Here is a 24,779-nt window from a genome sequence, read left to right on the forward strand (position 1 = left end):
CTTCAATTAGTCTATTAATCATTTTCATATTCCTATTTTTGCCCAAAATCATACACATTGGAATTACTACAACAGCTTTTAGATTTTATTCTTCATATAGACGTTCATTTAGCAGAAATTGTTAATGAATATCAAACCTGGACTTACCTCATTTTATTCTTAATTATTTTTGCAGAGACTGGTTTTGTGGTTACTCCATTTCTTCCCGGCGATTCTTTATTGTTTGCGATGGGTGCATTAATTGCTGGTGAGCATGAAACCGGTTTAAATATTTGGTTTATGCTAATTATCTTGATGGTTGCTGCAATTTTAGGTAATACGGTTAATTACAAACTGGGCAGTGTGTTAGGCGCTGGTGTTTTTAAAGAGAATAATAAAATTTTGAAGTTAAAATACTACCATCAATCGCACGAATTTTTTGAGAAACACGGTGGAAAAGCGATTATGCTAAGTCGTTTTCTTCCAATTTTCAGAACTATCGCTCCATTTGTGGCGGGTATAGCTAAAATGCCATTCGGACGTTTTACTTATTACAACATCATTGGTGGTGTGACTTGGATTTTTGCCTTGTTGATGGGCGGCTTTTTGTTGGGTCAGATTCCAGTTATCAAAAACAATTTTGAATTGGTAATCATCTTCATTGCCGTTGTTACCTTTGTGCCAGCGGTTTGGGCAGCTATAAAAAGCAGAATGAAGCCCAAAAAGATTGAAGAGATGATAGAGGGTGAGGATTCAAAATAAACCTAAATTTCCCTGCCAATAAGCCTTCCTTTTTCTAGTTTTTGATTTAAATCACTTTCGTCATCCTGTTCATCTGGTTGAAGATCAGTTTTAATTAAGTTTTTAAGTGTGGGCTGTCCGGCATCAACCCATGCAGAATACCAGTAAGAACCAATTTCTAAAATTGCCGAACGCATTTGCCTTTCAACCATCTTATTAAGCGCATCATGGTAGGCCTTGGAGTATGCTAAGGAATATTGCTTAAGCACAGTATTGTTCCGTTCAGAAAAACTATACTTTTCATCTGAAGGGAATGAGCCACTTAACTTTGCCTCAAAAGTTAGTACGGTATCTACTAAGGAATGGGTGTGTTTGAGTATTTTCCAAGCCTCTTTCAGCGGATTTTCGATATAAATCGCTTTGCCTACCAAAAAACTATAATTGGTATGAAATAATTCTGGCAAGCGACTTTCCCAAAAAGCATGGATGCCAACCTGATTGGTTAATTGCCCATTATGATTAGCTGTGGTGTGCAAAGGAACATGAGCATCGCCAATATAGTGTCCCAAATCTGCCGAATACTTCAATATCTTGATGGAATCCCTTGTTTTAAAAGCTTTTACCAAATTGAAGTAAGTTCTTTGAATTTGCCAAGGCACAATACCATTCTCATTCAATTTCTTTTGCGAATACTTATTCAGGGCATCATTCCACCGCTCCGGGATACTGTCTATATCCTTTTCGTAATTTTCTACATCAAGGTAGTGCCGTGGTGCCTCAAGTGTATCTGCATATCTTCGTTTATCTGGGTCAACGGCATGTTCGGTAATGTACTTGATGTTCTTTTTATAAAAGCCAATCATGCCATTCGGCAAAGTAAAAATTGCCAGTTTATTGATGTGTTGATGGGCAAAGAAGCCCCAAGAAGTGCAGAGAAATAAAGGGATGATTAACGCCATTAATATCGTTAATCGTTTCATTGAGGGCTGGTATTGAGTATTTTATGAGGGCTAGCAATGCCCAGTTCCAAAGCGTGTGCTATACGTTTTATACGCCAAATTGGGTTAAATGGTGGTCTAAATGCTTATAAAACATATTGTTCCATTCGTTTGCAGTCAGTTTTCCAAAAGAATGTGATTCTTTTCCATCAAAATAACTTTCGCCCAATTGTTGTGTTTGGGTTAGGTGATTAATTAAGCGCGTTTTTTCTTTCTCAAATTCTTTTTCATCGGTAATAATAAATTGCGGAGCAGTTTTGCTATTTTTTGGAAAAGGTTGTTCGCCCACAACTTTGCTTTTAACAAAGCTTTTTAGAATAAACTTCAACAATGCATTTGGCTTCGGATGAATATCATCATAAACCATTTCGTAGGTAACGTTGCAATGTGCCAGCATTTGAGCTACACTCATTTTTCCCCAAAGCGGAGGGGTGGTGGAGCTTAGTTTGTTAATTCTTTCAATAACCTCGTTGGTTACTGAAGGTTGGAAAATTCTCTTCATCTTGAGTTTGATTTAGTTTGTTTGATTGATTTTTGGATGTAAAATTATAAAATTGTTAGACAATAACTATTTGAGTTTTTCTAAATTCACGCTAAATTAATTTTTATGGAAATATCTTGCCCAGTATCGGCCGAACGTGTAAATGAGCATGTTGTAAGAATCATTGCTTTTATGGTTGCCTTGACTGCAATTTTTTCTATCTTTTTTGATAGTTATTTTCCAATCGTGTTGCTCACATTTGATTTCGCTCTTAGAGCTTTTACCACTGGGAAATTTAGTCCATTGAAGTTTGTTGCAATACAGGTATCTAAGGCCTTAAATTTAAAGCCGAAAATGACAGATTTAGCACCCAAAAAGTTTGCTGCAACTATGGGCTTTGTTTTTTGTCTGCTCATTGTAGCCACCTTTATGTTAAGTCTGAATACGGTTTCCTTAATTCTCACCTCGATGCTGACCATTTTCGCCTTGCTGGAAAGTGTATTTGCGATTTGTTTAGGCTGTTACGTGTATTCTATTTTACAGATCCTTAAAAAAAATAATAGCTAGGTGCTGGACAATGTTTTGTAAGACGCAGAGACATTTATGATAATTTATCTGCTTAAAGCCGCTCTAACTTTTGGTGCAATTTGAGTTCCAAATATTTCTATTGATTTCATCATGGCTGAATGTGATGGGCCACCAACGTCCATGTGAGCAGAAAAACGGGTTAGCCCAAACATATCCTCCATTGCTAGAATTTTGTCGATGGATTCATTAGAATCACCAATTATTAAGGCGCCATTTTTACCTCTTCCAGCTTCAAATTGGTTAAGCTGATAGGGTGGCCAGCCTCTTGAGCGACCAACTCTGTTCATTTGTGCAGAATACAATGGATAGTAATAATCTGCAATTTCTTGGCTGTTTTCGCCAAATAATGAATGCATATGCACGCCCACCTCAAACTTATTCATATCATGCCCATAAGCTTGGTACACATCCTTGTAATAATCAAAGAGTGGCTTAAACTGCAGGGGTTGCCCCCCGATGATGGCAAACATTACCGGGAGCCCAAGTCGCCCAGCACGTTCTACAGATTCTGGTGTTCCACCAATTGCAACCCAAATTTTTAAATGATTATTAACTGCACGTGGCAGGATTTCTTGATTGACAAGCTCTGGTCTGAATTTACCTTTCCAACTAATTTTGGGGCTATTATTTATTTTCAAAAGTAAGGCTAACTTTTCTTCGTAGAGCTCGTCATAATCTTGGAGGTTAAAGCCAAAAAGCGGGAACGATTCAATAAAGCTTCCACGCCCAGCAATCAGTTCTGCTCGTCCATTTGATAACAAATCTATTGTAGCAAAGCTTTGATATAATTTTACCGGGTCAGACGAACTTAATACAGAAACGGCGCTGCTTAACTTGATGTTTTTGGTTACAGTTGAGGCGGCTGCTAGAATGATTTCTGGGGCAGAAACTGCATAGTCTGGTCGATGATGTTCGCCAATCCCATAAAAATCTAAGCCAACTTCATCCATCAGCTTAATTTCTTCAATAATTTCTTGAAGTCTTTGTTGAGCAGGTTGAACTTCACCATTTGCACTGATTTGCAAATCTCCAAACATGCCGATCCCTAATTCCATAGTGTTAAATTTTTTTGATAAAGTTAATCGCTTAGTGCTGAGGAAATTTTGATGTATGGTAAGAAAAGGCGGAGCAAATCCGACTGATGAATGTTGATTATGTTAGCCATTAATAAGAGAAATCTTTAGCAATATTTTGTAAGGTCACACCCTAATACCCTTCATATTTGGCCATAGTTACATGTCCTCTACATAGCATCAATCTATCTTCTTACCTTTCATGGCGGTAGAAATAGCTGCATCCATAACACGCTCAGCAAATGGTCGTGTAAATTCATTCAGATCGTCAGCTTTCTTCAAAATTGTATCTTTTTCTTGAGCGGCTAGTGCCGTTTTTAAGCCTTCAATATGAACCTTAGTTTCCGAAATTTCTACTTCGGTTAGGTGTTCAGCATGTTTTTCGATGAAACGTTCGGCGGTGTACAGTAATTGTTCACCTTCACTGCGTGCTTCGATTAGCATGCGTTGTTCTACATCGCTTTTAGCATGAGTGATGCTATCAATGAGCATTTTTTCAACGGTATCGTCACTCAAGCCATAGCTTGGGGTGATTTCGATTTCTTGTTTCACGCCAGAACGAAGTTCTATGGCTTGAACCGTTAAAATGCCATCGGCATTTAGTAGGAAGTTAATATCTACCTTTGGCAAGCCCGCTGGCATCGCCGGAATTCCTTTTAAATCAAATTCAGCAAGTTTACGGTTCTCTTTCACTAAATCACGTTCGCCTTGATAAACAGAAATTTTCATGTTAATCTGACCATCAAGAGAGGTGGTATATTGTCGGCCAGCTTTGGTAGGTACTTTACTATTTCTGGCAATAATCACATCCATAAGTCCGCCCATAGTTTCAATGCCAAGAGAAAGTGGGGTAACATCCAACAGCAAAATATCAGAACGATTTCCAGCCAAAACATCGGCTTGGATGGCTGCACCGAGCGCTACCACTTCATCGGGATTGATATTATCCTGAGGCATTTTACCAAAGAAATTTTCTACAGCTTGTTTTACAAAAGGCGTGCGGGTAGATCCGCCAACAAGTATCACTTCATCAATATCTTTTACGGTTAAACCAGCATCCACTAAAGCATTTTTACAGGCTGTTATGGTTTCCTGTACTTTTTCTGAAATGAGTTGTTCGAAGGTTTGTTTATCAATGGTGCACCAAATTTCTCCAACTTGTTCATTAAACAAGTTTTGCGTCGATAAAGCTTTTTTTGCCGATTCTGCCTTCAGGCGTAAGGTTTGCATCAAAATATTATCTTCAGCCACCATTGTAAAGCTTAAGCTGTTCTTTTCTATCCAATAATTAAGAATTGCACGGTCGAAATCATCTCCACCCAAATAGGTATTGCCATTTGTAGCTAAAACTTCGAAAATTCCATTTTGAATTTGAAGTATCGATACATCGAAAGTTCCACCTCCTAAATCGTAAACGGCAATGGTTTTTTGTTGCGTAGGGTCTAAGCCGATGCCATAGGCCAAACTGGCTGCGGTTGGCTCGTTTACAATGCGCATTACATCTAAGCCCGCAAGTTTTCCGGCATCTCGTGTTGCCTGTCGTTGACTATCGTTAAAATAAGCAGGTACCGTAATCACCGCCCGGTTAACAGGTGTTTTCAACGCATGTTCTGCTCTTGCTTTTAGTTCTTTTAAAATTTCGGCAGAAAGTTCGATTGGTGTGTAAAAGCGATTCCCGGCTTGGATTTTCACCAGTGAGTCAGTATCGTCATCAATTATTTTGTATGAAAAAATTTCTTTATGCTCGGCAACGTCTTTGTACGATCGACCTAATAATCGTTTTACGGAAAAAATGGTATTTGCAGGATCTGTGGTCAAGAATTCTTTGGCCTCATTTCCAACAATTGCATCACTCTGTTGATTAAAATAAACCACAGAAGGCACCAAAATGCCTTTTCCGGCATCATTAATAACTTGAGGGTTTTTCTCTGGGTTGATGAAAGCGACCAGACTATTAGTAGTCCCTAAATCTATCCCAACAATAATTTCTTCTTTTTGTAATGAACCTGTGGCCAGATTGATCGATATTTTTGCCATAGGAGCAAAAATATGCTTTTTTAGTAAAGGTTATGTCATTCGTTTGTTAGCAAGAAAATATCGATAGACAAATGTTTTTTTAGGCTAAAAAGGATAACAATTGAATTTTTGTTAAAGAATTAAAAAATGATGGGCTTTTTTCAAAATACATTAAAATTTTAACTTATTTTTTAGTTGAATTTTTAATTTATCAATGAAAACAGTTTTTTTAACGTTTTTCTCTTTTTTTCTGGTTCGAAAACCTCTGGAATTTCCTTTTGTACAACTTTAAGCTCTAAATTTTACTTATATTGCTTATTAAACTTACAAAATTATATATGAATAAAAGATTACTCTACATTTTATTGGGTATTTTCCTTAGCCCAGTAGCCCTTTTTGCTCAAATTAGCATAAAAGGTAAAGTTGCTAATTCCAATGGAGAGGCAATTATTGCTGCATCAATTAAAGAAAAAAATAGCAATAAAGCCACACTTTCAGATCAAAATGGAGATTTTAAAATCTCTGTAGCGGAAAAAGCAATTTTAATCGTTAGTGCAATTGGTTACGAAAAAACGGAAGTGGCGGTAACAACAAGTCCGATGACGATAACCTTAGCTGAAAACACGCAAAATTTAGGAGACTTTGTGGTGGTTGGAACGCGTGGTAAAGGTCGTTCGTCTATTTTAACACCAGTTCCAGTTGATGTAATTAAAATCAATTCGGTTAACTTACCTACCGCGAAGATGGATTTAACTTCTATTTTAAATTCAGCTTCTCCTTCTTTTAATTTTAATAAGCAAAGTGGGTCGGATGGTGCAGATCAGATTGATTTAGCCACGCTGAGAGGTTTAGGACCTGATCAAACATTGGTATTGGTAAATGGAAAACGTAGGCATCAAACGGCTTTTGTTGCGGTTTTTGGAACAAGAGGCCGAGGCAATTCGGGAACCGATTTAAATGCAATCCCAGAATCATCCATAGATCGGGTTGAGATTTTGCGCGATGGTGCATCGGCTCAATATGGTTCGGACGCAATTGCAGGCGTTATCAACCTAATCCTAAAAAAAGATGTGGGTGTTTTAAGCGTAAATACTGGCTATTCAGGTTATTATGACCCAAGAAATAACACTTATTATGCAAAAGAACTTGGGCAGTATCGCCATGGTGGAGCGATTGATGGGAACGCATTTTCTTTGGGCACAAATTATGGCCTTGCTTTAGGGAAAAATAATGGTTTCATTAACTTTTCGGGCAACTTCTTTGCCAATGGGAAAACGTTCAGACAAAACCTAAACACAGATTTAAGTACAAAAGATGGTTTGCCGATTAATACGGTAAGAAGATCTACAGGTGATGGATCTGTAACTTCTGGTGGTTTAATGTATAATATGGAACTTCCAATTGCCAACACAAAAACGGTGATTTACTCATTTGGTGGCGGAAACATTAAGGCTTCTGATGCTTATGCCTACACACGAAACCTGTCAGAAAGACCAGAGCGTTTCCCTAATGGAGTTGCAGGTAACCCGATACTACAATCTACCATTGATGGAGAAACTTATTATGATCCAATTATTCAAACCAAAATTCAGGATTTATCTTTTGCAGCAGGTGTAAGGGGTGTTTGGGGCAAGGATTGGAATTGGGATTTAAGCAATACACTCGGTCGTAACAATTTTCATTTTTATGGCGATCAAACTTTTAATGCTTCGCTTGGTGCGGGCAAAACACATTTTGATGATGGTGGTTTTTCTTTTCTACAAAACACAGTTAACTTCAATTTAAGCAAGGCGATTCCTGATGTTGCATCGGGATTAAACTTGGCTTTTGGTTTAGAGCACCGATACGAAAATTATAAAATTTATGCCGGTGAAAAAGATTCTTACGCCAATTACGATTTAAATAAAGCGACTGGTGCACAAGGTTTTCCAGGCTATCAGCCTAGTGATGAGGTTAATGCGAGCAGATCAAACGTTGCGGCTTATGCAGATGCCGAACTTGATGCTACCGATAGGTGGTTATTAGGCGTAGCGATTAGAGCAGAAAATTATAATGATTTTGGATTTACAAGCAATTACAAATTTGCTACACGATATAAGTTAACGAGTAATTTTAATGTACGTGGATCGATTAGCACAGGTTTCCGTGCCCCATCTTTGCAGCAAATTAATTTTAGCAACACATTCACCAATGTACAAGGGGGGAATGTATTCGAAGTTAAAATTGCGCCAAATTATAGTCCGATTACAAAGGCAGCCGGAATTCCAGAATTAAAACAGGAGAGATCTCTTAATGCAAGTTTAGGTTTGTCTTGGAAACCAGCGCCAGAAGTTACCATAACCTTAGATGGTTACCGCATAAAAATTAAAGATCGGGTAGTGCTTTCTGGTCAATTTGATGACAATATTCCAGCACTAAATCCGATTCTGAATCAGTTAAATGTATCTCAGGCACAATTTTTTGCAAACGCGGTAACCACCACAAACTATGGTTTAGACTTGGTTGTAGATTACACGAAAAGATTTGATAATAAAAGCATCAAGGTATTGTTTACAGGAAATTTTAATCATTTAAATATTAATAAAATTAATATTCCAAGTGCTTTAGATGGTTCTTATGAAAATCAGCAATCATTCTTCAGCGATAGAGAACAAGCGTACATCAAAGCTTCCGCACCCCCTGTTAAATTGGGCTTAAACTTAGATTATGGTTTTGGAAATTGGATGGTTGGAACGCATTTCTTGTATTATGGTAAGATTTCGATTTTGGGTTACGGCTACGCAAATACCTACCCGCCATTGGTTGAATTAGATAACTCCACAACAACCGTTTTGGAACAATTTAATTACTCTGGTAAAATGGTTACCGATATTTACGGTTCTTATAAAATTTCAAAAAGATTAACTGTATTCTTTGGTGCAGATAATGTTTTCAACATCCATCCAGATTATGGATATGTTCCGGGAGCTAAGCTTTCCGCTTACGACGGTGAAACCGGTGGGGCATGGGATGCTGTACAAATGGGCTTTAACGGGCGTAAACTTTTTACAAAGTTGGCTTTCAGCTTTTAGATGAAATAAGCACAACCAAAAGGGAGACTTGATTTTTTCAGCGTCTCCCTTTTTTTATGCTTTGAGCTAAGAATGAGCGCTATAATGAAATTATTTTTTATTTTTTTCTTGAATCCATAAAGAGAAGTATTTGGTGCTTTGTGTAGTGTGGTGATTTAAAATTTGACCGAAAAAATTGTTTTGTCTGTGCACAGATAAATCTATACTTTCAACATGGTTGATAAATGGTTGCGCAAATTTTTCTTTGGAATAGCGCTCATTCAGGATTTTGATGCCGTTTTGTTGCGCTTTTTGCCATAATGCTTTATCCTGATATAATTTTACCGTACCATCAACAAATCGATCTAAATCATCTTCAATAATCCCATTCCAGTTTAAGTCGCCTCTCATGGCTTCAGCGCCCATGGATGTTGTTGCAGAAGGGGTTCCAACGTGTATGGCATCAATAAACTTTCCTTTAAGTCCCGCTCCGAATTGTATTGGGGCAATCAAAATTTTGTGTTTTGAGAGCGTTTCTCTAGCATCTTTAGCACGGCCTTTTATGTTGAAGTTTTCCCTTTCATTGGCTAGCTGCAATACTTTTGGCGATACATAGGCACCATAAATGTTTAAGCTTACGTTGGGAAGTTTTGTACGCAAGGCAGGCCAAACTGTCGATTTAAGCAATTGAACGGTGTCCCAATTTGGTTCGTGGATAAAGTTTCCAATAAATGCTAAGCCTGCTCGATCTTCAAAAGAAACCCAATTTTGAGTAGTTTCTGTGGTAATTGCCGATTCTAAAAAAGGCAAATAATAAATCAAGGAAGCATCTATTTTAAATTGTTCGGTCAAAATTTTCATTTCTTCTTCCGAAATGATAAGCGATAAATCACAACGAAGAATAGATGCAAGCTCTCTTTTTGCCGTGTCTGAGAATAGTTCTATAGATTTTTGTTGCTTCTTGCTTTTCTGTCTTGCTTGGCGTAGAAAATGTAAGTCTTCCGTATCTAAAATTAAAAGCGCTTCCGGGCATTCATTTTTCACTCGCCAACCATATTGTTCTTCAATCATAAATCGATCGAACAATACGATGGATGGATGGAGCGTGCTTAAAAATGAATCAAAGCTTTCATCATTGAGTTTAATTTCTTGCTCTGTTACGACTGTGTTGGAAAAATCGTAGCTAAAATCGCTTTTTGATGCGGCTGTGGCAAAAGTAATTTCATATCCTCTGTCCAAAAATAAATCAATTAGTTGAATCATTCTGGTGCCTGCAGCGGAGGAGGTCGGTTCTGGCCAAACCAATCCAATAACCAATAATTTTTTTGAATCCTTTTTCACTTCTCTGCAAAATAAGCGCTTTTTTTGTTTTTGGGCTTATAAAAGTGATTTTGATTGTTGGCAACGCTTTAATCTGCTTGAACAATAAAATAAATCCCTTTTTTAATTGTAGAAGGCTATTGATTTTTAATCTATCTCTATCTGCAAGAAATTCTTAATTTTGCGATTTAATTACCAAACCAATGCTAGGATTAAAATTGTTGACAGACCCGCGCTGGGCAAATATTGCCGAATCTAATTTAGAAGAGATTTTGTCTGATCATGCTTGGTGCGAACAAAAGGCCGCAACAAACGCCATAACTTTGATTACTCAAAATTCTGAACACCAAGATTTGGTGGAAGAATTAACTGCAATCGCCATTGAAGAAATGCAACATTTTCAAATGGTTATAAACATTATTAAACAAAGGGGATATACCTTAACTAGAGAGCGTAAGGATGATTATGTTGGGCAATTGGTTAAGTTTAGTAAGAAAGACGGAAGTAGAAATCAATCTTTTATTGACCGACTTTTATTTGCAGCTATGATTGAAGCCCGAAGCTGCGAGCGTTTTAGGGTATTATCACAAAATATTCAAGATAAAGAGTTGGCCAAGTTTTACCACGAATTAATGGTTTCTGAAGCTGGTCATTATACCACTTTTTTAAACTTTGCCAGAAAATATACCGTTGATGTTGATGTAGAGAAACGTTGGAAAGAGTGGTTAGATTTTGAAAGCGAACTGATACAGCGTTATGGCAATAAAGAAGCCATCCATGGCTAAATTCTTTCAATGTTCCGATTTTTATTTCTTCAACTTTTAGAAATTATTTCGTTTTCGTGAATATTCCAAAGCCAAATTACAATATCCTGGTAGCTGTCTGTTCCTTTTTTCTGGTTGTTCAATTTTAAAAAGCGATCGAAAGCAGCATCCATATATCCAAACATATCCCCGTTGTATTTACGCCAAAATTCTTTCTCGATTTTGAAATCGGCCAAAACTTCTGGTAATAATTTATCGTGAAGGGGTTTGTAATCATCGGGCGATTTCATTCTGATTTCGAATAAAATATACCTCAGCATTTCGTAATTGGCAGAATAACGATAATAAATATTGAGACTGTTGCTTGCGGTTAAGTAGCCTAAAAGATTTGCTTCATCTTCATAAGCTATTCCCAGTTGGTGGGCAATTTCGTGGCAGGTAACATACGGACGAACAAAGTCGGGTAAGTTCATGTTGATATTGGCCTCACCACTTAATGGTGCATAGTAGCCCTCAATACCTACTTTACTTATTAACCAACTGTTTAATACAGGTTTAACGCAAGGGTTTGCATACTTGAATACTAGATTTTGATTTTCTTTAATCTGGTATGCTGATGCTGACAAAGATTCCAGCTCCTGAATGGTATAAATTGGTGTTTTACCTGCCCTAATCACTTGTGCTTTAAGATCATTTGTCTTTTTTACAAAGTAATTAGCCAACATCGCCAATTCTTTAGTATTATATTTTTTATTTCCAATTCCAAGTTCTTCACTTACGCTCGGCCGGCGATAATTTAAACCCCAAAACAATTTGAAAATGATGTTCAGAATTAAAAAGAAATTTAAAATTTGAAGCGGAAGGGTAATTCTATCTGATTTTTGTAGTTGTTTTCGTTTAAGTTTTTGAAAAAATCTGAAAATATTATAAAGTACGAAGGAGACGAGTAGCACATAAATTACATCGCCGATTGCAAAAGGAAAGATAGATGAAACCCACCTCAAGCTGGCAGAAACAAGCGGATACACGCTAGATGAATAGTATTTTTGAACGAGGCTTGGAGATAAGCCAAATAGAAAAATTAGAATGGATACACCAGCTAAAATAATAGATTTACTTAAAGGTGTACGGGTTATCATCAATTAGTTATAGTGACCTCTTAGAGAATAAATATTTAAAACATCATCTACCACATCGTAAATAATTCTATGTTCTTCATTTATTCTTCTTGACCAATACCCAGTAAGTTCATGCTTTAGCTGTTCTGGTTTCCCAATCCCTTCAAATGGATTTTCTTGAATTGCTTTAATCAATTGTTCGATTTTTTTCTGAATGGGTTTGTTGCCTGATTTTTTCCAATAACTTAAATGCTCAACTGCTTTTGGTGAAAATATTATTTCCATAAATCATCAACAGCAATTTTTACGCCCTTGCCATTTTTGATATCTTCTTTTGATTGCAAAACAGCGTCTACAAAATCCGGATTATACTGGCTTTCTTCCGTTTCGAAATCAATTTCTAAGACCTTCATCACAGCTTTTAAAGCGGTGGCTTGTTCTTTGTTTTTTGGATGAGCGATTAAAGTTTCCATACTGCTAATACTTAAATAACAAATATAACAAATCTATCTTGCAAAAGTAAGTCGCTTGCCAATCTGATCTGTTGTGAATTTGCCATTTTGATAAGCTAGATTCCCTGAAACAAATGTGTGCGTAATGCTCGATTGAAAAGTATCACCTTCAAAGGGCGACCAACCACATTTATAAAAAACATTAAGCTTGGTTACTTTAAAGGGATCGTTTAAATTCACTAAAACCAAGTCTGCCCAATATCCTTCACGAATAAATCCTCTTTTTTCAACGTTAAAACAAGTTGCCACGTTATGGGCAGTTTTCTCGACGATTTTTTCTAAGGATATCTTTCCCTGCAAATGCATTTCTAACAAGGCAGGTAAGGCATGCTGTACTAAGGGGCCACCAGATGGAGCTTTGCTATAAGACTGTTGCTTTTCTGCTAAAGTGTGCGGTGCATGATCGGTAGCTATTACATCAATGTGATTATCCAATACGGCTTGCAATATCCCATTTTGATCTTCTTCGGTTTTTACCGCTGGATTCCACTTAATGAAATTTCCTTTCGTTGCATAATCTTGATCGTTAAACCACAAATGATGCACACAGGCTTCAGCCGTAATTTTTTTATCTTTTAATGGAAGGGTATTGTCGAATAAGGCAATTTCTCTGGCTGTTGAGATGTGTAAAATGTGCAGGCGAGTTTGATATTGTTTGGCTAATTCAACAGCTAAAGATGATGATTTGTAACAGGCTTCAGCACTTCTAATTAAGGGGTGCATATCTATCGTCAAATCGTCGCCATAGTTTGCTTTAAATTTCGCTAAGTTCTCCCTGATGGTTTGTTCATCTTCGCAATGCGTGGCGACCAATATTGGTGCCTTGCTAAAAATATTTTCCAGTGTTTTTTCATTGTCAACCAACATGTTACCAGTGGATGATCCCATAAAAACCTTTATTCCGCAAACATTTCTGGAGTCTGTTTTCAACACTTCCTCCAAATTATCGTTGCTGGCACCCATGTAAAAAGAATAATTGGCTAAAGATGTTTCTGCAGCAATGGCATATTTATCTGCCAATAGTTTCTGCGTTAAGGTATTTGGAACGGTATTGGGCATTTCCATAAAAGAGGTAATACCGCCTACCACAGCAGCCATACTTTCGGTAAAAATATCACCTTTATCGGTTAATCCAGGTTCGCGAAAATGAACTTGATCATCAATCATTCCAGGTAAAAGGTATTGTCCATCACCATTAATTTCTTGAGCTTCGGGAGCAGATAGATTTTGGCCAATTTTAAAAATCAAACCATCTTTAATTAAAACATCAGCAACCGTTTTTTGCCCTTCATTAACGATTGTAGCCCCTTTTATCAGATATGTGTTCATGGTTTCAAAGGTAGTAAATTAGTGTGGAGTAGGAGGTATTGGGATGGAAGTATTGAGTAGAAAGTTGGAGGTATGGAGTAGCAGGTATGGAGTATTGAGTATTAGGTATCAGGTGTTAAGTATTAGGTATTAAGTATCAGGTATGAAGTATCAAGTATTAGGTATCAAGTATTAGGTATTAAGTATGAAGTATTAAGTATCAAGTATGAAGTAGCGAGTATTAAATATTGAGTAATAGGTAATGAGAATGTATATTGATTGCCAAGAGTTGAGTTTTAAGGGAATTTTGTTTGCGTGGGTTTAATATAATTGTTGGGTGTGATGGATTGTACAATTGCAGTTAAGCCTCTACCTACATCTGCAAACCTTCAACCTTAATCACTATCTTTGTGCGCTATGGCAAAATCGTTTGAAGAATTTAAGTTAAATAGGCAAATATTAAATGCAGTTGCCGATGCAGGTTATACTGTAGCCACTCCAATTCAGGAAAAGGCAATTGCGCCTGTACTTTCTGGGCAGGATATTTTTGGAATCGCAGAAACCGGAACAGGTAAAACTGCCGCCTTTGTATTGCCAATTTTAATGCAATTAAAATACGCACAGGGCGATAACCCAAGAGCATTAATTCTATCTCCAACGCGAGAACTGGCCATGCAAATTGCAGAACAGGTTAAACTATTCTCTACCTATACCGATTTACGATCACTGGTAATTTTTGGCGGAATTGGTCCTAAAACCCAAAAAGAGCAGATTTCCAAAGGCATTGATATTTTGATTGCAACACCTGGCAGATTCCTTGATTTATATTTGGCAGGGGATATTAATACACAAAGCCTTAAATTTTTGGTTTTAGATGAGGCCGATAAAATGATGGATATGGGCTTTATTGGTTCCATCCATAGAATTTTGGAAGTGGTGCCTCGTAAACGTCAAAATCTGCTTTTTTCTGCTACCATGAGCGATTTGGTGCAAAAGATAGCTGGAGATTTTCTAAATAATCCATTGGTAATTGAAGCCTCTGCGCAGGCTACCCCAGCAGCAAATGTTACACAGGCATTGTATTATGTGCCAAATTTTAAAACGAAAATCAATCTGCTTCAACATTTACTGAAGAACGATGAAACCTTTAATCGTTTAATTATCTTTTGTAAAACCAAAACCGTTTCGGATAATATCTATAGTTTTATTGAAAGAAGATATGGTGCTGAAAACGTTAGGGTTATACACGCAAATAAAGGTCAAAACACTCGAATAAACTCTATTAATAGTTTTAAAGAGGGTAGTATTAGAGTTCTGGTTGCTACAGATGTGGCTAGTAGGGGCATAGATGTTAGTGATGTTAGCCACGTCATTAATTTCGATGTACCGATTATCATTGAAGATTATGTGCACAGGATTGGTAGAACAGGCCGGGCTTTTTCTAAAGGTGATGCAATTACCTTCGCTACCGATGCCGAAAAATACTACATCCGTAAAATTGAAAAGTTAATTCGACAGTATATTCCCGTTGTGGAAATACCAGAAGGTGTTTTTATTGATGAAACGCCTTACGAAGAACGCCAATATATTGCCAAAGAGATTGATTTGCAGAAACGTAAAGAAGATCCCGATTTTAAAGGGGCTTTCCACGAGAAAAAACATGCGGCCTCGATAGAGAAAAAGGAGCGGGAAAAAGCGAAGGCTAAAGCCGGAAAAGAAATAAAGCGATTTAAGAAAGGTAAGAAATTCGATAAGAAAAAATAATGAAATTCAGGATTACCCCCTTAAATATCATCACCTCGATTGCCTTTGCATTTTTAGCGGTAAGTATCTTCCAAACAAAACCTGCTGGTAAACCCTTTGATATGGGGGCATTTTACAAACTTATCCTAGTTTGCCTGATTGTGGTAACCTTTATAACCGATTTAATTTTCCGCTTCAGTTTTAAAAATTTAAAGCGAATATGGGTTGTTGAGCTTGTATTTATTTTAATTGCTGCAATCTTGATGCTAATATTACAAAAAGTTGCCTAACTCAAAGTTGATTTAATTTTAAAATTAAGCATCTTTGCAACCTTAAAAGGGGTAGATAACCACCCATATCTGCGAAATCTATTTTACAATGAGAAAAGAAAAAATTACAATCACCGTTGAGCTTGACGATCAAAATAACCCAGAAAACTTACTTTGGGAAAGTACAGATGCAGGTAACACAGACAAAGTACCTGTTAAAGCCATGATTTTGGCCTTATGGGATCATAACTACAAAAACTCTATGCGTTTGGATCTTTGGACGAAGGATATGCCAGTTGATGAAATGAAACGTTTCTTCTACGAAACGCTACAAACCATGGGCGATACTTTTTTGAAGGCAACCAACGAGAAATTAATTGTAGAAGATCTTCGCGATTATTGTGCCCACTTTGCTGATAAAATGGGGATTATTGAAGGGCAATAGGTTTCATTTGCCTTTCTAATCCTGTTTTGTAAAATCTAAATCCGTAAAATCAAATGTTAGTTCTAAATAAATTTTATGCCTGGTTGGGTGTTCTTTTGTGCGTAATAGCAGGGTTTTGCCCCATGCTTAAAGTTCCGATAAAAGGCAACTGGAATTTGTATCAATCTGATGCTCGCTTGTTTTTGATTACCTATGCACTCATCGCCATAGGCGTGCTTTTTCTATTTATCAGAAAAGTTGGTGCGTTTAGGTTTATGAGTTTTGTGATGGCTATTTGGTATGTTTTAGCCGTGGTTGCCGTTTACTTTACAGCCCATAATTATACGAAATATGGTTTTGCAAATAAACTAATCGGTAAAGTTGTTCACTTTCAATGGGGTTGGATTGTGCTCCTAGTTGGTGTTTTATTTATGCTTTTCAGCACAAAACGCGGACAGAAAATTACATCATAAGCTAGCCTTTAAATTGCGAAGTAAGTTTGCTTACTTCGTAACCTTTGGCTTTGCATCTCGCCACAATTTCATCGTGCGTTTTCTTCGGAAGGCTATGGCTACGACTCATGATGAAAAGGAATTTATGGTCTGGATGGCCCACTACCACGTACGAATAGTCATCGGCAAGTTCAATGATCCAATAATCAATCTTTATCGGCCAAATGAATTGAGCTTGTAATTCTCCGTTGTTTCCTTCTTCTGACGGGAACATTTTCGAGCTTCTAGAATAAACTTTCTCGTCGCCCGGCTTTTTATAGGTGGTGAGTACATCATAAAAGCCATCTTTGTTTAAAGTATATTTTGTTGTGGTTTCTCTGCTTCCTTTGTCAAAAATAGTTGGAATGGAATATAACGAATACCATGTTCCGGCGTACTTTTTTAAATCTAAATGGGATATGGGCGCATTTTTTTCCACAGGCAAGTAGCTTAATAACACAAACAGAATGGCGCAAATCGTTTTCATAACATCAATTGGGTTTGATATAATTTACGATGCGATTAAATAAATAGTTTTTAAAATTGGTTTTTTGCTTTCCAGATCAAACCATCAAGAACGTAATGGGTAGCTTGAGGCAATGCTAGGAGTGGAACAACTATGGATAATAATTCTTCTGCCGTTAATCTTGGTAATGCTGAAAATGGCTTAAAAACTGTTGGATGCTCTTTCCAGATAAAACCGTCCCAAAGCCCTTCTTCTAAATAGGCAAAAGCGATGAGAATAATAATGAAATAAAACAGGCCTAGATTGCCAAAGCATATTTTGGCGAATTTGGATTTTAGTGTATTGTTTTTAAGCTTCTTTTTTTCGAAAAACCAAATTAGGGCCATATATGGAATCCCGTGAGAGACTACGTTTAATGTTGTAAAGGCCATATCTCCATTGAAGTAAACGATGCCAAAATACCAAGACAGAAATGTCCCCACGATAACCAGGTTTCTAGGGATATTAAATCTTTTCTCCATCATTATTAACTTCAATTCCTTTAATACGTAGATAAGGATTATTGAAACATATACATAAACTGACACTTTAAGCAGGCTTTCATTTTCATAGCTTACGAAATCACCATCGATAAACCAATTAAAATTTCTGATGCCACTAAGATGCCAGTAAATCAAAGGATAAACCGTTGCCGTATAAATAGCTATTTTATCTATCGTGGCGAATAGCCAGGACTGTCGTTCTGCTCGGGAATACAGGCGCATAAATCCATATTGCTGCCTTATGAAGTGGTAAACTGCTAAATATGCCAATACACGCCAAAACCACAACCCATTAAATTGATAAATGATTACCCCAACTGTGTAGCATATTATTGGAGTGAAGATCAGCAATGACTTTTGCTTTTTTAGATTCTCACTATTGAAATACGTTCTGTATAAGGTACTATAAACATGGACAACATCTATAAAAACAATCAAAATTACCCAATAGGCTAGTGGAAAATCCTTTGAGTTTTGAAATTTATCAGGGAAAACAAATACGATGAAGAGGGACAAAAACGGAGGCAATAGGATGAAAATAACATCACTTAACGCAGAATTTAACCAAGGCTGTCTTTCTTTAACCATTTGCATTTAGAACCTGTTTCGCTGCGTTTATACCTTGATGGAAAGCCTCCTCGAAAATAGAAATGCCGCTTAAATCGCTGTGTGCGAAAAAAACTTTGTCTTCAAGTGAAGTTCTTGCCTTTTCTAGATTTTCACTCCAAATGAAGTCTTTTCCTGGCGCAATCATACCATGACCCCATACCCAAAAATCTATTTTTTCGATTGATTGGGTGATGCCAGGATGTATAATTTCCAATTCGGGAATTACAATGTCAAGCCATTGCTCATAATTTCTAGAATATGCGGCTAGCCTTGCTACTGCTGGTTCAAAATCGCACAACGGTAGATAGTAAGTAAGTACCTTTTTATCATCAGACATTTCCAGATGTTGTTGCGCTGAATTTACATAGCCAACCGATGGAGTATCATAGGCTACGTTATCCCAGCAAAGGCCCCTCCCTTTTGATTGTGGTAATCGATTAAGGGTAATATTTGCAATTAACCATGGCGAGTAATTGAATGGAGAATAATCTATTGGTCTATGCAAATTTTTTATTAAGCGATTATTTACGAATTGAGGCGATGCTAGAATTATGCTTTTGGCTTCAATTTTTTCAGTAATGTTAGATAAAGCGTTAAAAACTGTTGCTACGATGTTTCCATTTGTAGCGTAATTTATTTCGCAACAAACCGTAGATGTTTTAATGTGTTTGCTAAGCTTTTGGGCGAGTTGCTTCATTAGCCAACCGTTTCCTTCGGGCCAAGTTAAAACAGCATTCTGCTCTGCATTAACAGCTGTTCCTCTCCTAGATGAAAAATAATGCAATCCGGCCCATGCAGATATTTTATCCAATTGTTGGCCATAATCATCCTTACACGCATAGTTTAAATACCAAAGCAAGTATTTTGAAGTATATCCCTGTTCTTGTAGATACTTTTTAAATGTTATTTTGTCTAAATCCCTGTAATGTTGGTCAGTAGAAGATGAACTGATTGGGATATTAAATACAAACTTTCCATCGCTGCCTTTTGTGTTTTTTAGCTTGGTTGCCAATGCTAAAAAATCTTTAATTTGTTGCTTGTCTTTATCCGGCAGGCCAAAATCTGGTATTAAGCCATCTTGCCACTCCCCATTTATAAGTAATCTCTCTTCTGGATCAAAAGTTAAAAAATAGTCGTTGTAATAGGGTATTTCATTTTCGAAATGCGTAATTACATTAGTTTCTTTCAGAAAATCGATTAACAATTCATCCTCGTTGTTAGCAACTGTAATATAATGAGCGCCTAATGGATAGGAAGAAACTTGGTTCGTCCCGAAATGTGAATTTCCACCTGGGTGTTTTTCCAATTCAATTATTTCGAAATCTTCTTCTCCACTTTTTTGAAGCCACCTTGCTGCTGATAGCCCTGAAATGCCACTTCCAATAATTAAGGTTTTCACTTGCCTAACAACAGTTGGATCTGGCAAGTTGCTTTTATCCCTTAAAAGATGGCCAACTTTTGAGTTAGGGCCTGATAAGTTTCCTGTAATGTCATACTTGGATTTAATTTTCCTTAAACAGCCATTTATGATAATTCCCCCTGTAATTAACCCGACTCTTAATAAAAAAGAACGTCTTTTTAGATAGGTGGTTAAACTGCCTTTATAAAACGTTTGCCCACTCATCCTCAAAGTATTTAACCAAAATTTGATTGTTTAATTTGTTAATCTGTGTTTCTACTTTACTCATATCCTTCGGAAAGAAAAGCATTAAGTTTACGCTCTCCCTTGATACAAATTTTAACCCTGGCAGGTACTGTTGAGGTTTTTTATATGGGTTATCGGGCTCAGTAGCTAAGATATAACCCCACTCTCCGAAAGATGGCACGTAATTATGATAGGGAATCGTTTTTAATCCAACACTTTCTAATGTTTTATTAACTGTCCAAAAAGATTTCGGTGCAACATAAGGTGAGGTTGATTGAACCACCATCAATCCCTTCGGTGCAAGAATGTTTTTAACCAATTTGTAGAATGAATTTGTGTATAATTTTCCCACTGCGTAATTTGATGGGTCTGGGAAATCAATTACAATAAAATCGAACTTTGTATGCTGTGCCTTAATCCAACTAAAGGCATCAGCATTTATAACTTTTACTTTTGGCGATAAAAGTGAGTTTTTGTTAATATCTAAAAGCATCTTGTTAGATTTAAAAAGGCTTGTCATTCCCTTATCTAAATCTACCAAGGTTACAGCGTTTACATTAGGGTATTTAAGAATTTCTCTTACAGCTAAACCATCGCCGCCACCCATTACTAAAACATGCTTTGCAAACGGTAAAGCCTGGAGTCCTGGATGTATTAATGCCTCGTGATATCGATATTCATCGTCGGAACTAAATTGCAAGTTACCATTTAAAAAAAGTCTTAAAACCCTGTTTCTCTTTGTTAAAATTATGCGCTGATAGGGCGTGCTTTTTGAGTAAATAATGGTATCACTATAGGTTTGACGCTCTGAAAGACTTGTTATTAAATCGGCATTAACAAAGCCAATTAACAAGGCCATTAAGCTCAAAATTGAAGCGCTTTGTAAGTATTTAGAAGCTTTAATCTCTTTTTTGAAACTGAGACAAACAATTAAGGCTACAACAACATTGAGCATGCCAAACATAAATGCTGTTTTAACTAAGCCTAAACGTGGAATCAACAATAGGGGGAAGATTAGTGAGGCGAGCAATGCACCGATGTAATCGAAAGTAAAAACCTTTGAAACCAAATCTTTAAATTCATACCGGTCTTTCAGGATTCGCATTAATAGAGGGATTTCTAAGCCGACCAAAATTCCCGTAAGACTTACAAATCCGTAAAGTACCATCCGAAAGGAGGCAATGCTTTCAAAAACCAAAAACAAAATCGTTGCGCTGAAGCCTCCCACCAAACCCACTAATATTTCAATCTGTATGAACCATGAAAGTATATTTTTTTCAAAATATTTGGAAATCCAAGAGCCTATACCCATCGAAAAAAGGTACACGCCAATTATGGTTGAAAATTGGGTAACCGAATCACCCAATAAATAACTGGCCAGTGTGCCCGCAATTAGCTCGTAAATTAAACCACAAGTTGCAACAACAAATACAGAAATTAATAAAAGTGCTGGAAGCTTTCTATTCATGCTAACTGTGTATGGCAGAGCTAATAATAATAGCTATAGCGATAATAAATGCAGCAAAAACCACAGCTAGGGCCATGTTTTGCTTTTCTAAAATTTGTTTCCAAAGGTTTTCGGGGGTAATTTTTTCTATAATCCAGAAAGCCAGAAACAGTACCGCAATTCCTAAGGTGGAATATACCAAGGATGCAATGATGTACTTAATGTTAATTAGTTCATTTAAACTCATATGCTTTTTTTATTTGTGATAAAATCTATTTATGTGGCCAGAGTTACTTTTGTTTCCTGTAAACTCCGTGTTTTTTTCTACATCATCTTTATAAAATGCCAGGCCTTTTAAACCGCTATAACTATAAAAGGCAATAAGTATACAAATGGCTAATGCGTAATATTTAATCAGTTTTATATTCATTTAATCTTCATTTACAAATGGTGAGTAGTCACTGTTATCCCATCTTCGCTTTTCGAAATTTCTCATCATGTACCAACAAACTGCTGGGTAAAGGCATAGTAGTAAGATGGTAATCAATGTATTACGCCACATTGTTACGTTGGCTGTGGCTTTTATGTATAGATTATTGCTATTGATATCGCCAGAGGATGGGTAAACATTTAAATGGTATGTTCCTTTGGGAATATCTGATAAAAGAAGTGATTCTCTTGTTGATCCTTCGCTCCAACCCTCACCACCTTCATAGCCATGATAATATTCGATGCTTTTGCTCACTTCCCAAGTTCTGTTATCCTTTTCGTTAACTAAAACGATGGTTGTTTCCAGCCAATTATTATCTACTGTCGTCGCGATTTCAAAAGCCACATTAGACGATTCGTCGTCTATAGTAAAGGAAGGCGTAATAAATGACTTGTAATCATTAACATCCTGTCTTTCATCGTGGCTGATTAGGAAATCGTTATTTAAAAGTTCCTTCTCAGGTTTTACTAGCCCGATTAAAAGGTGGATGATTAAAACAAGAACGATTGCAATCGCGGTTATTTGCAAAGCTGATTTGAATCTGTCGTATGCAATAGATGGCTGATTAGCACCAATTCCAATCCTTTCTGTTAAAATAATCTCATCAATCCCAAATGCATCTGCAATGGCCTTTGGCTCAAGATATTCGCCTATATAGTAATCTTTATTTCTGTAATTTGCAGATGTTTCGGCAACAACCATAAATGGAGGTGCTATGTATTCTTGTGCTTTAATTTTTTCATTCACAACATCCCAGTCAACTTCCCCCACCATAGCCGTAACAATTGGGGTATATTTGTTAAAGAGCCTGTATTCTATGTTCTTATAATAAACAGATGGTGCTTGCACTGTGGGCTCTTCATAGTCTATTAGGAAGTCTTTGCCGCCAATCAAGTTCCAATGGCCGTCAAATTCTGATAAAGTAATGTAGCCTCTATCTTTACTCGTTAAAATGTATTCCCGCCAACAATAATCTGATCCCGCCTCCTTTTTTTCAAGATAAGCAATTAATTTAAAGTTAACATTATGAAAAGTAGCGGTACTACCAATCTTTAATACAGGCTTTTGTTCTGGTTTAACAAGCTGCCTGTTTAAACGAGAATAGTTGTTTGCAATAATGTGGAGATAAGAAAAGCACGAACCACATACCACATATTCGCTTTTTGATGGATCAAGAAGTGTTATGGTTTGTTTGCATACAGCACAATCAATAGTCTCTGATTGTGATGAAAATGATTTGATTGGTTCTTCCATTAACGAACAATCTCAGTTTTCTTAATTTCCTTACCCTCAAAAAAATGTAAAACAGCCTCATATATCTGTTTTACTTTTTCACTATTGTCTTTTTGGTAGTTTGATAAGAAAACGTCAAATGTGGCTAATTTAAATTCGGGCCAGGTATGGATTGATAAATGTGATTCAGTTAAACAAATTACGGCTGTAAAGCCACCACCAGCAAAATTATGATAAACCTCACCAACTTTTTCCAAACCATTATCAATGATTAAATTGTTGAAGAGTGTCTTGCAATCATTAAAAGAAGAAAGTTGTTCGTTACAATCAGAAGTGAACTCTGATAAAATGTGTAACCCCGGATTATAGTTCATTTGAGCGTTTTGTAAACTCAAAATTATAAATTTTTTTAAACCATAAAAGATTTGGAACAATAAATTTATCGTTAATCAGCTACAAAGTAATCGTCATCCTCGCTTTCTAATGGAATGTACAATCTTTCCCATTCATCACCTTCTAATAGCTCCCAACTATGGCCAGGGCCCATTGTATCATCGGCGATTAATATGATGCCAGGTTCTATGATAAAGGTATTGCCATTGCTTACTGTAAATTTCAGTTTGCCTTTTAAAGTAATTACGTACTGCCTGCGGGGAGCAGGATGTTGGCTATTTTGTAGAGAAACATCTGTTTGCGCAAAAAAGTAGTTGGCGTTGATGTGTTGTTTAATGGGTAGTCGTCCGATTTCAAAATCGCATTTTTCCGCTTCAACATTAATTAAACGGATGGCTCTTAAATAATTTTTGGCTTCGGCTTGATTGCTATTCATTACTTTTAATCGGGTATCGGCGGGTTTAAAATTTTAATTCGGCTTGCCCTTTTTGGGCAACATCACGTTCATGTTGTAACAGCCATTGCTTGCGCCATAAGCCACCGGCATAGCCAACTAATTTTCCGTTGCTGCCAATTACGCGGTGGCAGGGGATAACAATAGCGATACTGTTTTTGCCGTTTGCGGAAGCAATTGCTCTGATGGCTAGAGGATTATGTTCAGAAAATTTCGCATAGGATGTAGTTTCTCCGTAGGGAATTCTAGTTAAGTTTTGCCATACCCCTTGCTGGAAATCAGTTCCTTTTTGTTTTATTGGGAAATTAAATTCTTGTAAAGTTCCTGCGAAGTAGCCATTCAGTTGGTCTGCAACATTTTTGGTTAAGGCACTTTCTGTTAAATCTTCGATATTCTTCTCTGTAAAAGTAACTTCAGTTACAAAATCATCATCAGCTAAGATGGTTAACTTGCCAAGGGGTGTTTCTAAAACGGAAGCATAGGTCATACGGTAAAAGCTATTGTATAATGAGGTTACAAGAAAAACAAATTTTAGTTACCCATGAAACTATTTTATTAAAGAAGCTCTTCTGCATTACGATTAACCTATACCGAGAACTTTGTGCAAAATTACAACAATCCAACA

General features: G+C 36.7%; 26 protein-coding genes. 8 read left to right on the forward strand and 18 right to left on the reverse strand.

Annotation, left to right across the window (positions count from 1 at the left end; genetic code table 11):
* The first annotated feature begins 57 nt into the window (after positions 1-57).
* A complete protein-coding gene (locus DHW03_RS00435) occupies positions 58-741 on the forward strand; it encodes a DedA family protein (protein WP_109923807.1) in 684 nt (227 codons plus the stop codon).
* 2 nt (positions 742-743) lie between these two features.
* On the opposite strand, the gene DHW03_RS00440 is transcribed toward DHW03_RS00435, so the two are convergent.
* Together DHW03_RS00440 and DHW03_RS00445 are read right to left on the reverse strand one after the other, a co-directional pair.
* Positions 744-1,700, reverse strand: coding sequence for a zinc dependent phospholipase C family protein (locus DHW03_RS00440; RefSeq protein WP_109923808.1), 957 nt, complete (start codon positions 1,698-1,700; stop codon positions 744-746).
* Positions 1,701-1,767: 67 nt separating this feature from the next.
* Complete coding sequence (locus tag DHW03_RS00445) at positions 1,768-2,220, reverse strand: DUF1569 domain-containing protein (protein ID WP_109923809.1); 453 nt, start codon at positions 2,218-2,220, stop codon at positions 1,768-1,770.
* A gap of 105 nt (positions 2,221-2,325) precedes the next feature.
* Here DHW03_RS00445 and DHW03_RS00450 point away from each other — a divergent pair, with 105 nt between their 5' ends.
* On the forward strand, positions 2,326-2,766 hold the full coding sequence (locus DHW03_RS00450; RefSeq protein WP_109923810.1) for a DUF4395 domain-containing protein: 441 nt from the start codon (positions 2,326-2,328) through the stop codon (positions 2,764-2,766).
* Between the two features lie 44 nt (positions 2,767-2,810).
* Here DHW03_RS00450 and DHW03_RS00455 read toward each other — a convergent pair whose 3' ends face one another.
* Together DHW03_RS00455 and hscA are read right to left on the reverse strand one after the other, a co-directional pair.
* Positions 2,811-3,842, reverse strand: a complete 1,032-nt coding sequence (locus tag DHW03_RS00455; RefSeq protein ID WP_109923811.1) for an Atu2307/SP_0267 family LLM class monooxygenase — start codon at positions 3,840-3,842, stop codon at positions 2,811-2,813.
* 198 nt (positions 3,843-4,040) lie between these two features.
* Positions 4,041-5,897: a Fe-S protein assembly chaperone HscA gene (hscA, locus tag DHW03_RS00460; RefSeq protein WP_109923812.1), complete on the reverse strand. Its 1,857-nt coding sequence runs from the start codon at positions 5,895-5,897 to the stop codon at positions 4,041-4,043.
* A 317-nt stretch (positions 5,898-6,214) separates the two neighbouring features.
* Between hscA and DHW03_RS00465 the strand changes: the two genes are divergently transcribed.
* The gene (locus DHW03_RS00465; RefSeq protein WP_109923813.1) at positions 6,215-8,947 is read left to right on the forward strand and encodes a TonB-dependent receptor; all 2,733 of its coding nucleotides are present in this window, start codon (positions 6,215-6,217) and stop codon (positions 8,945-8,947) included.
* A gap of 90 nt (positions 8,948-9,037) precedes the next feature.
* Here DHW03_RS00465 and DHW03_RS00470 read toward each other — a convergent pair whose 3' ends face one another.
* Positions 9,038-10,267, reverse strand: a complete 1,230-nt coding sequence (locus DHW03_RS00470) for a glycosyltransferase (protein ID WP_240618435.1) — start codon at positions 10,265-10,267, stop codon at positions 9,038-9,040.
* A 182-nt stretch (positions 10,268-10,449) separates the two neighbouring features.
* Here DHW03_RS00470 and miaE point away from each other — a divergent pair, with 182 nt between their 5' ends.
* On the forward strand, positions 10,450-11,031 hold the full coding sequence (gene miaE / locus DHW03_RS00475; RefSeq protein WP_109923814.1) for a tRNA-(ms[2]io[6]A)-hydroxylase: 582 nt from the start codon (positions 10,450-10,452) through the stop codon (positions 11,029-11,031).
* A 29-nt stretch (positions 11,032-11,060) separates the two neighbouring features.
* Here miaE and DHW03_RS00480 read toward each other — a convergent pair whose 3' ends face one another.
* Genes DHW03_RS00480 through DHW03_RS00495 form a run of 4 tightly spaced genes read right to left on the reverse strand, consistent with a single transcriptional unit; the run spans position 11,061 to position 13,969 of the window.
* Complete coding sequence (locus tag DHW03_RS00480; protein WP_109923815.1) at positions 11,061-12,149, reverse strand: DUF3810 domain-containing protein; 1,089 nt, start codon at positions 12,147-12,149, stop codon at positions 11,061-11,063.
* Positions 12,150-12,152: 3 nt separating this feature from the next.
* Positions 12,153-12,413: a Txe/YoeB family addiction module toxin gene (locus tag DHW03_RS00485; protein ID WP_109923816.1), complete on the reverse strand. Its 261-nt coding sequence runs from the start codon at positions 12,411-12,413 to the stop codon at positions 12,153-12,155.
* Positions 12,404-12,601 (reverse strand): DUF2683 family protein, encoded by a 198-nt coding sequence (locus DHW03_RS00490; RefSeq protein ID WP_109923817.1) that lies wholly within the window; start codon positions 12,599-12,601, stop codon positions 12,404-12,406. The genes DHW03_RS00485 and DHW03_RS00490 overlap by 10 nt, the downstream gene beginning before the upstream one ends.
* A 33-nt stretch (positions 12,602-12,634) precedes the next feature.
* Positions 12,635-13,969 (reverse strand): dihydroorotase, encoded by a 1,335-nt coding sequence (locus tag DHW03_RS00495; protein WP_109923818.1) that lies wholly within the window; start codon positions 13,967-13,969, stop codon positions 12,635-12,637.
* A 396-nt stretch (positions 13,970-14,365) separates the two neighbouring features.
* Here DHW03_RS00495 and DHW03_RS00500 point away from each other — a divergent pair, with 396 nt between their 5' ends.
* The 4 genes from DHW03_RS00500 (at position 14,366) to DHW03_RS00515 (ending at position 16,857) form a co-directional block, all read left to right on the forward strand.
* Positions 14,366-15,712 (forward strand): DEAD/DEAH box helicase, encoded by a 1,347-nt coding sequence (locus tag DHW03_RS00500; protein WP_109923819.1) that lies wholly within the window; start codon positions 14,366-14,368, stop codon positions 15,710-15,712.
* Positions 15,712-15,981 carry a hypothetical protein gene (locus tag DHW03_RS00505; protein WP_109923820.1) on the forward strand — a complete coding sequence of 90 codons (270 nt, stop codon included), beginning with the start codon at positions 15,712-15,714 and terminating at the stop codon, positions 15,979-15,981. Before DHW03_RS00500 ends, DHW03_RS00505 begins: the two co-directional genes overlap by 1 nt.
* Positions 15,982-16,069: 88 nt before the next feature.
* Positions 16,070-16,405: a gliding motility protein GldC gene (gene gldC, locus DHW03_RS00510; protein ID WP_109923821.1), complete on the forward strand. Its 336-nt coding sequence runs from the start codon at positions 16,070-16,072 to the stop codon at positions 16,403-16,405.
* A 53-nt stretch (positions 16,406-16,458) separates the two neighbouring features.
* Positions 16,459-16,857 carry a hypothetical protein gene (locus tag DHW03_RS00515; RefSeq protein ID WP_109923822.1) on the forward strand — a complete coding sequence of 133 codons (399 nt, stop codon included), beginning with the start codon at positions 16,459-16,461 and terminating at the stop codon, positions 16,855-16,857.
* Between the two features lies 1 nt (position 16,858).
* On the opposite strand, the gene DHW03_RS00520 is transcribed toward DHW03_RS00515, so the two are convergent.
* From DHW03_RS00520 to DHW03_RS00560, 9 genes are all read right to left on the reverse strand, one after another.
* On the reverse strand, positions 16,859-17,362 hold the full coding sequence (locus tag DHW03_RS00520; RefSeq protein WP_109923823.1) for a lipocalin family protein: 504 nt from the start codon (positions 17,360-17,362) through the stop codon (positions 16,859-16,861).
* 50 nt (positions 17,363-17,412) lie between these two features.
* Positions 17,413-18,471, reverse strand: a complete 1,059-nt coding sequence (locus DHW03_RS00525) for a hypothetical protein (RefSeq protein ID WP_240618436.1) — start codon at positions 18,469-18,471, stop codon at positions 17,413-17,415.
* A complete protein-coding gene (locus tag DHW03_RS00530; protein ID WP_109923825.1) occupies positions 18,464-20,116 on the reverse strand; it encodes an FAD-dependent oxidoreductase in 1,653 nt (550 codons plus the stop codon). The genes DHW03_RS00525 and DHW03_RS00530 overlap by 8 nt, the downstream gene beginning before the upstream one ends.
* Complete coding sequence (locus tag DHW03_RS00535; RefSeq protein ID WP_109923826.1) at positions 20,094-21,605, reverse strand: polyamine aminopropyltransferase; 1,512 nt, start codon at positions 21,603-21,605, stop codon at positions 20,094-20,096. The genes DHW03_RS00530 and DHW03_RS00535 overlap by 23 nt, the downstream gene beginning before the upstream one ends.
* A 1-nt stretch (position 21,606) precedes the next feature.
* A complete protein-coding gene (locus DHW03_RS00540) occupies positions 21,607-21,831 on the reverse strand; it encodes a DUF350 domain-containing protein (protein ID WP_109923827.1) in 225 nt (74 codons plus the stop codon).
* A gap of 183 nt (positions 21,832-22,014) precedes the next feature.
* On the reverse strand, positions 22,015-23,328 hold the full coding sequence (locus DHW03_RS00545) for a DUF4178 domain-containing protein (RefSeq protein WP_109923828.1): 1,314 nt from the start codon (positions 23,326-23,328) through the stop codon (positions 22,015-22,017).
* Positions 23,328-23,681 carry an S-adenosylmethionine decarboxylase family protein gene (locus DHW03_RS00550; protein WP_109924953.1) on the reverse strand — a complete coding sequence of 118 codons (354 nt, stop codon included), beginning with the start codon at positions 23,679-23,681 and terminating at the stop codon, positions 23,328-23,330. Before DHW03_RS00550 ends, DHW03_RS00545 begins: the two co-directional genes overlap by 1 nt.
* Positions 23,682-23,752: 71 nt before the next feature.
* Positions 23,753-24,136: a cupin domain-containing protein gene (locus tag DHW03_RS00555; RefSeq protein WP_109923829.1), complete on the reverse strand. Its 384-nt coding sequence runs from the start codon at positions 24,134-24,136 to the stop codon at positions 23,753-23,755.
* Between the two features lie 25 nt (positions 24,137-24,161).
* Positions 24,162-24,641: a methylated-DNA--[protein]-cysteine S-methyltransferase gene (locus DHW03_RS00560; protein WP_109923830.1), complete on the reverse strand. Its 480-nt coding sequence runs from the start codon at positions 24,639-24,641 to the stop codon at positions 24,162-24,164.
* Positions 24,642-24,779: the final 138 nt, after the last annotated feature.

The sequence above is a fragment of the Pedobacter yonginensis genome, assembly GCF_003173595.1.
GTDB classification, from domain to species: domain Bacteria; phylum Bacteroidota; class Bacteroidia; order Sphingobacteriales; family Sphingobacteriaceae; genus Pedobacter; species Pedobacter yonginense.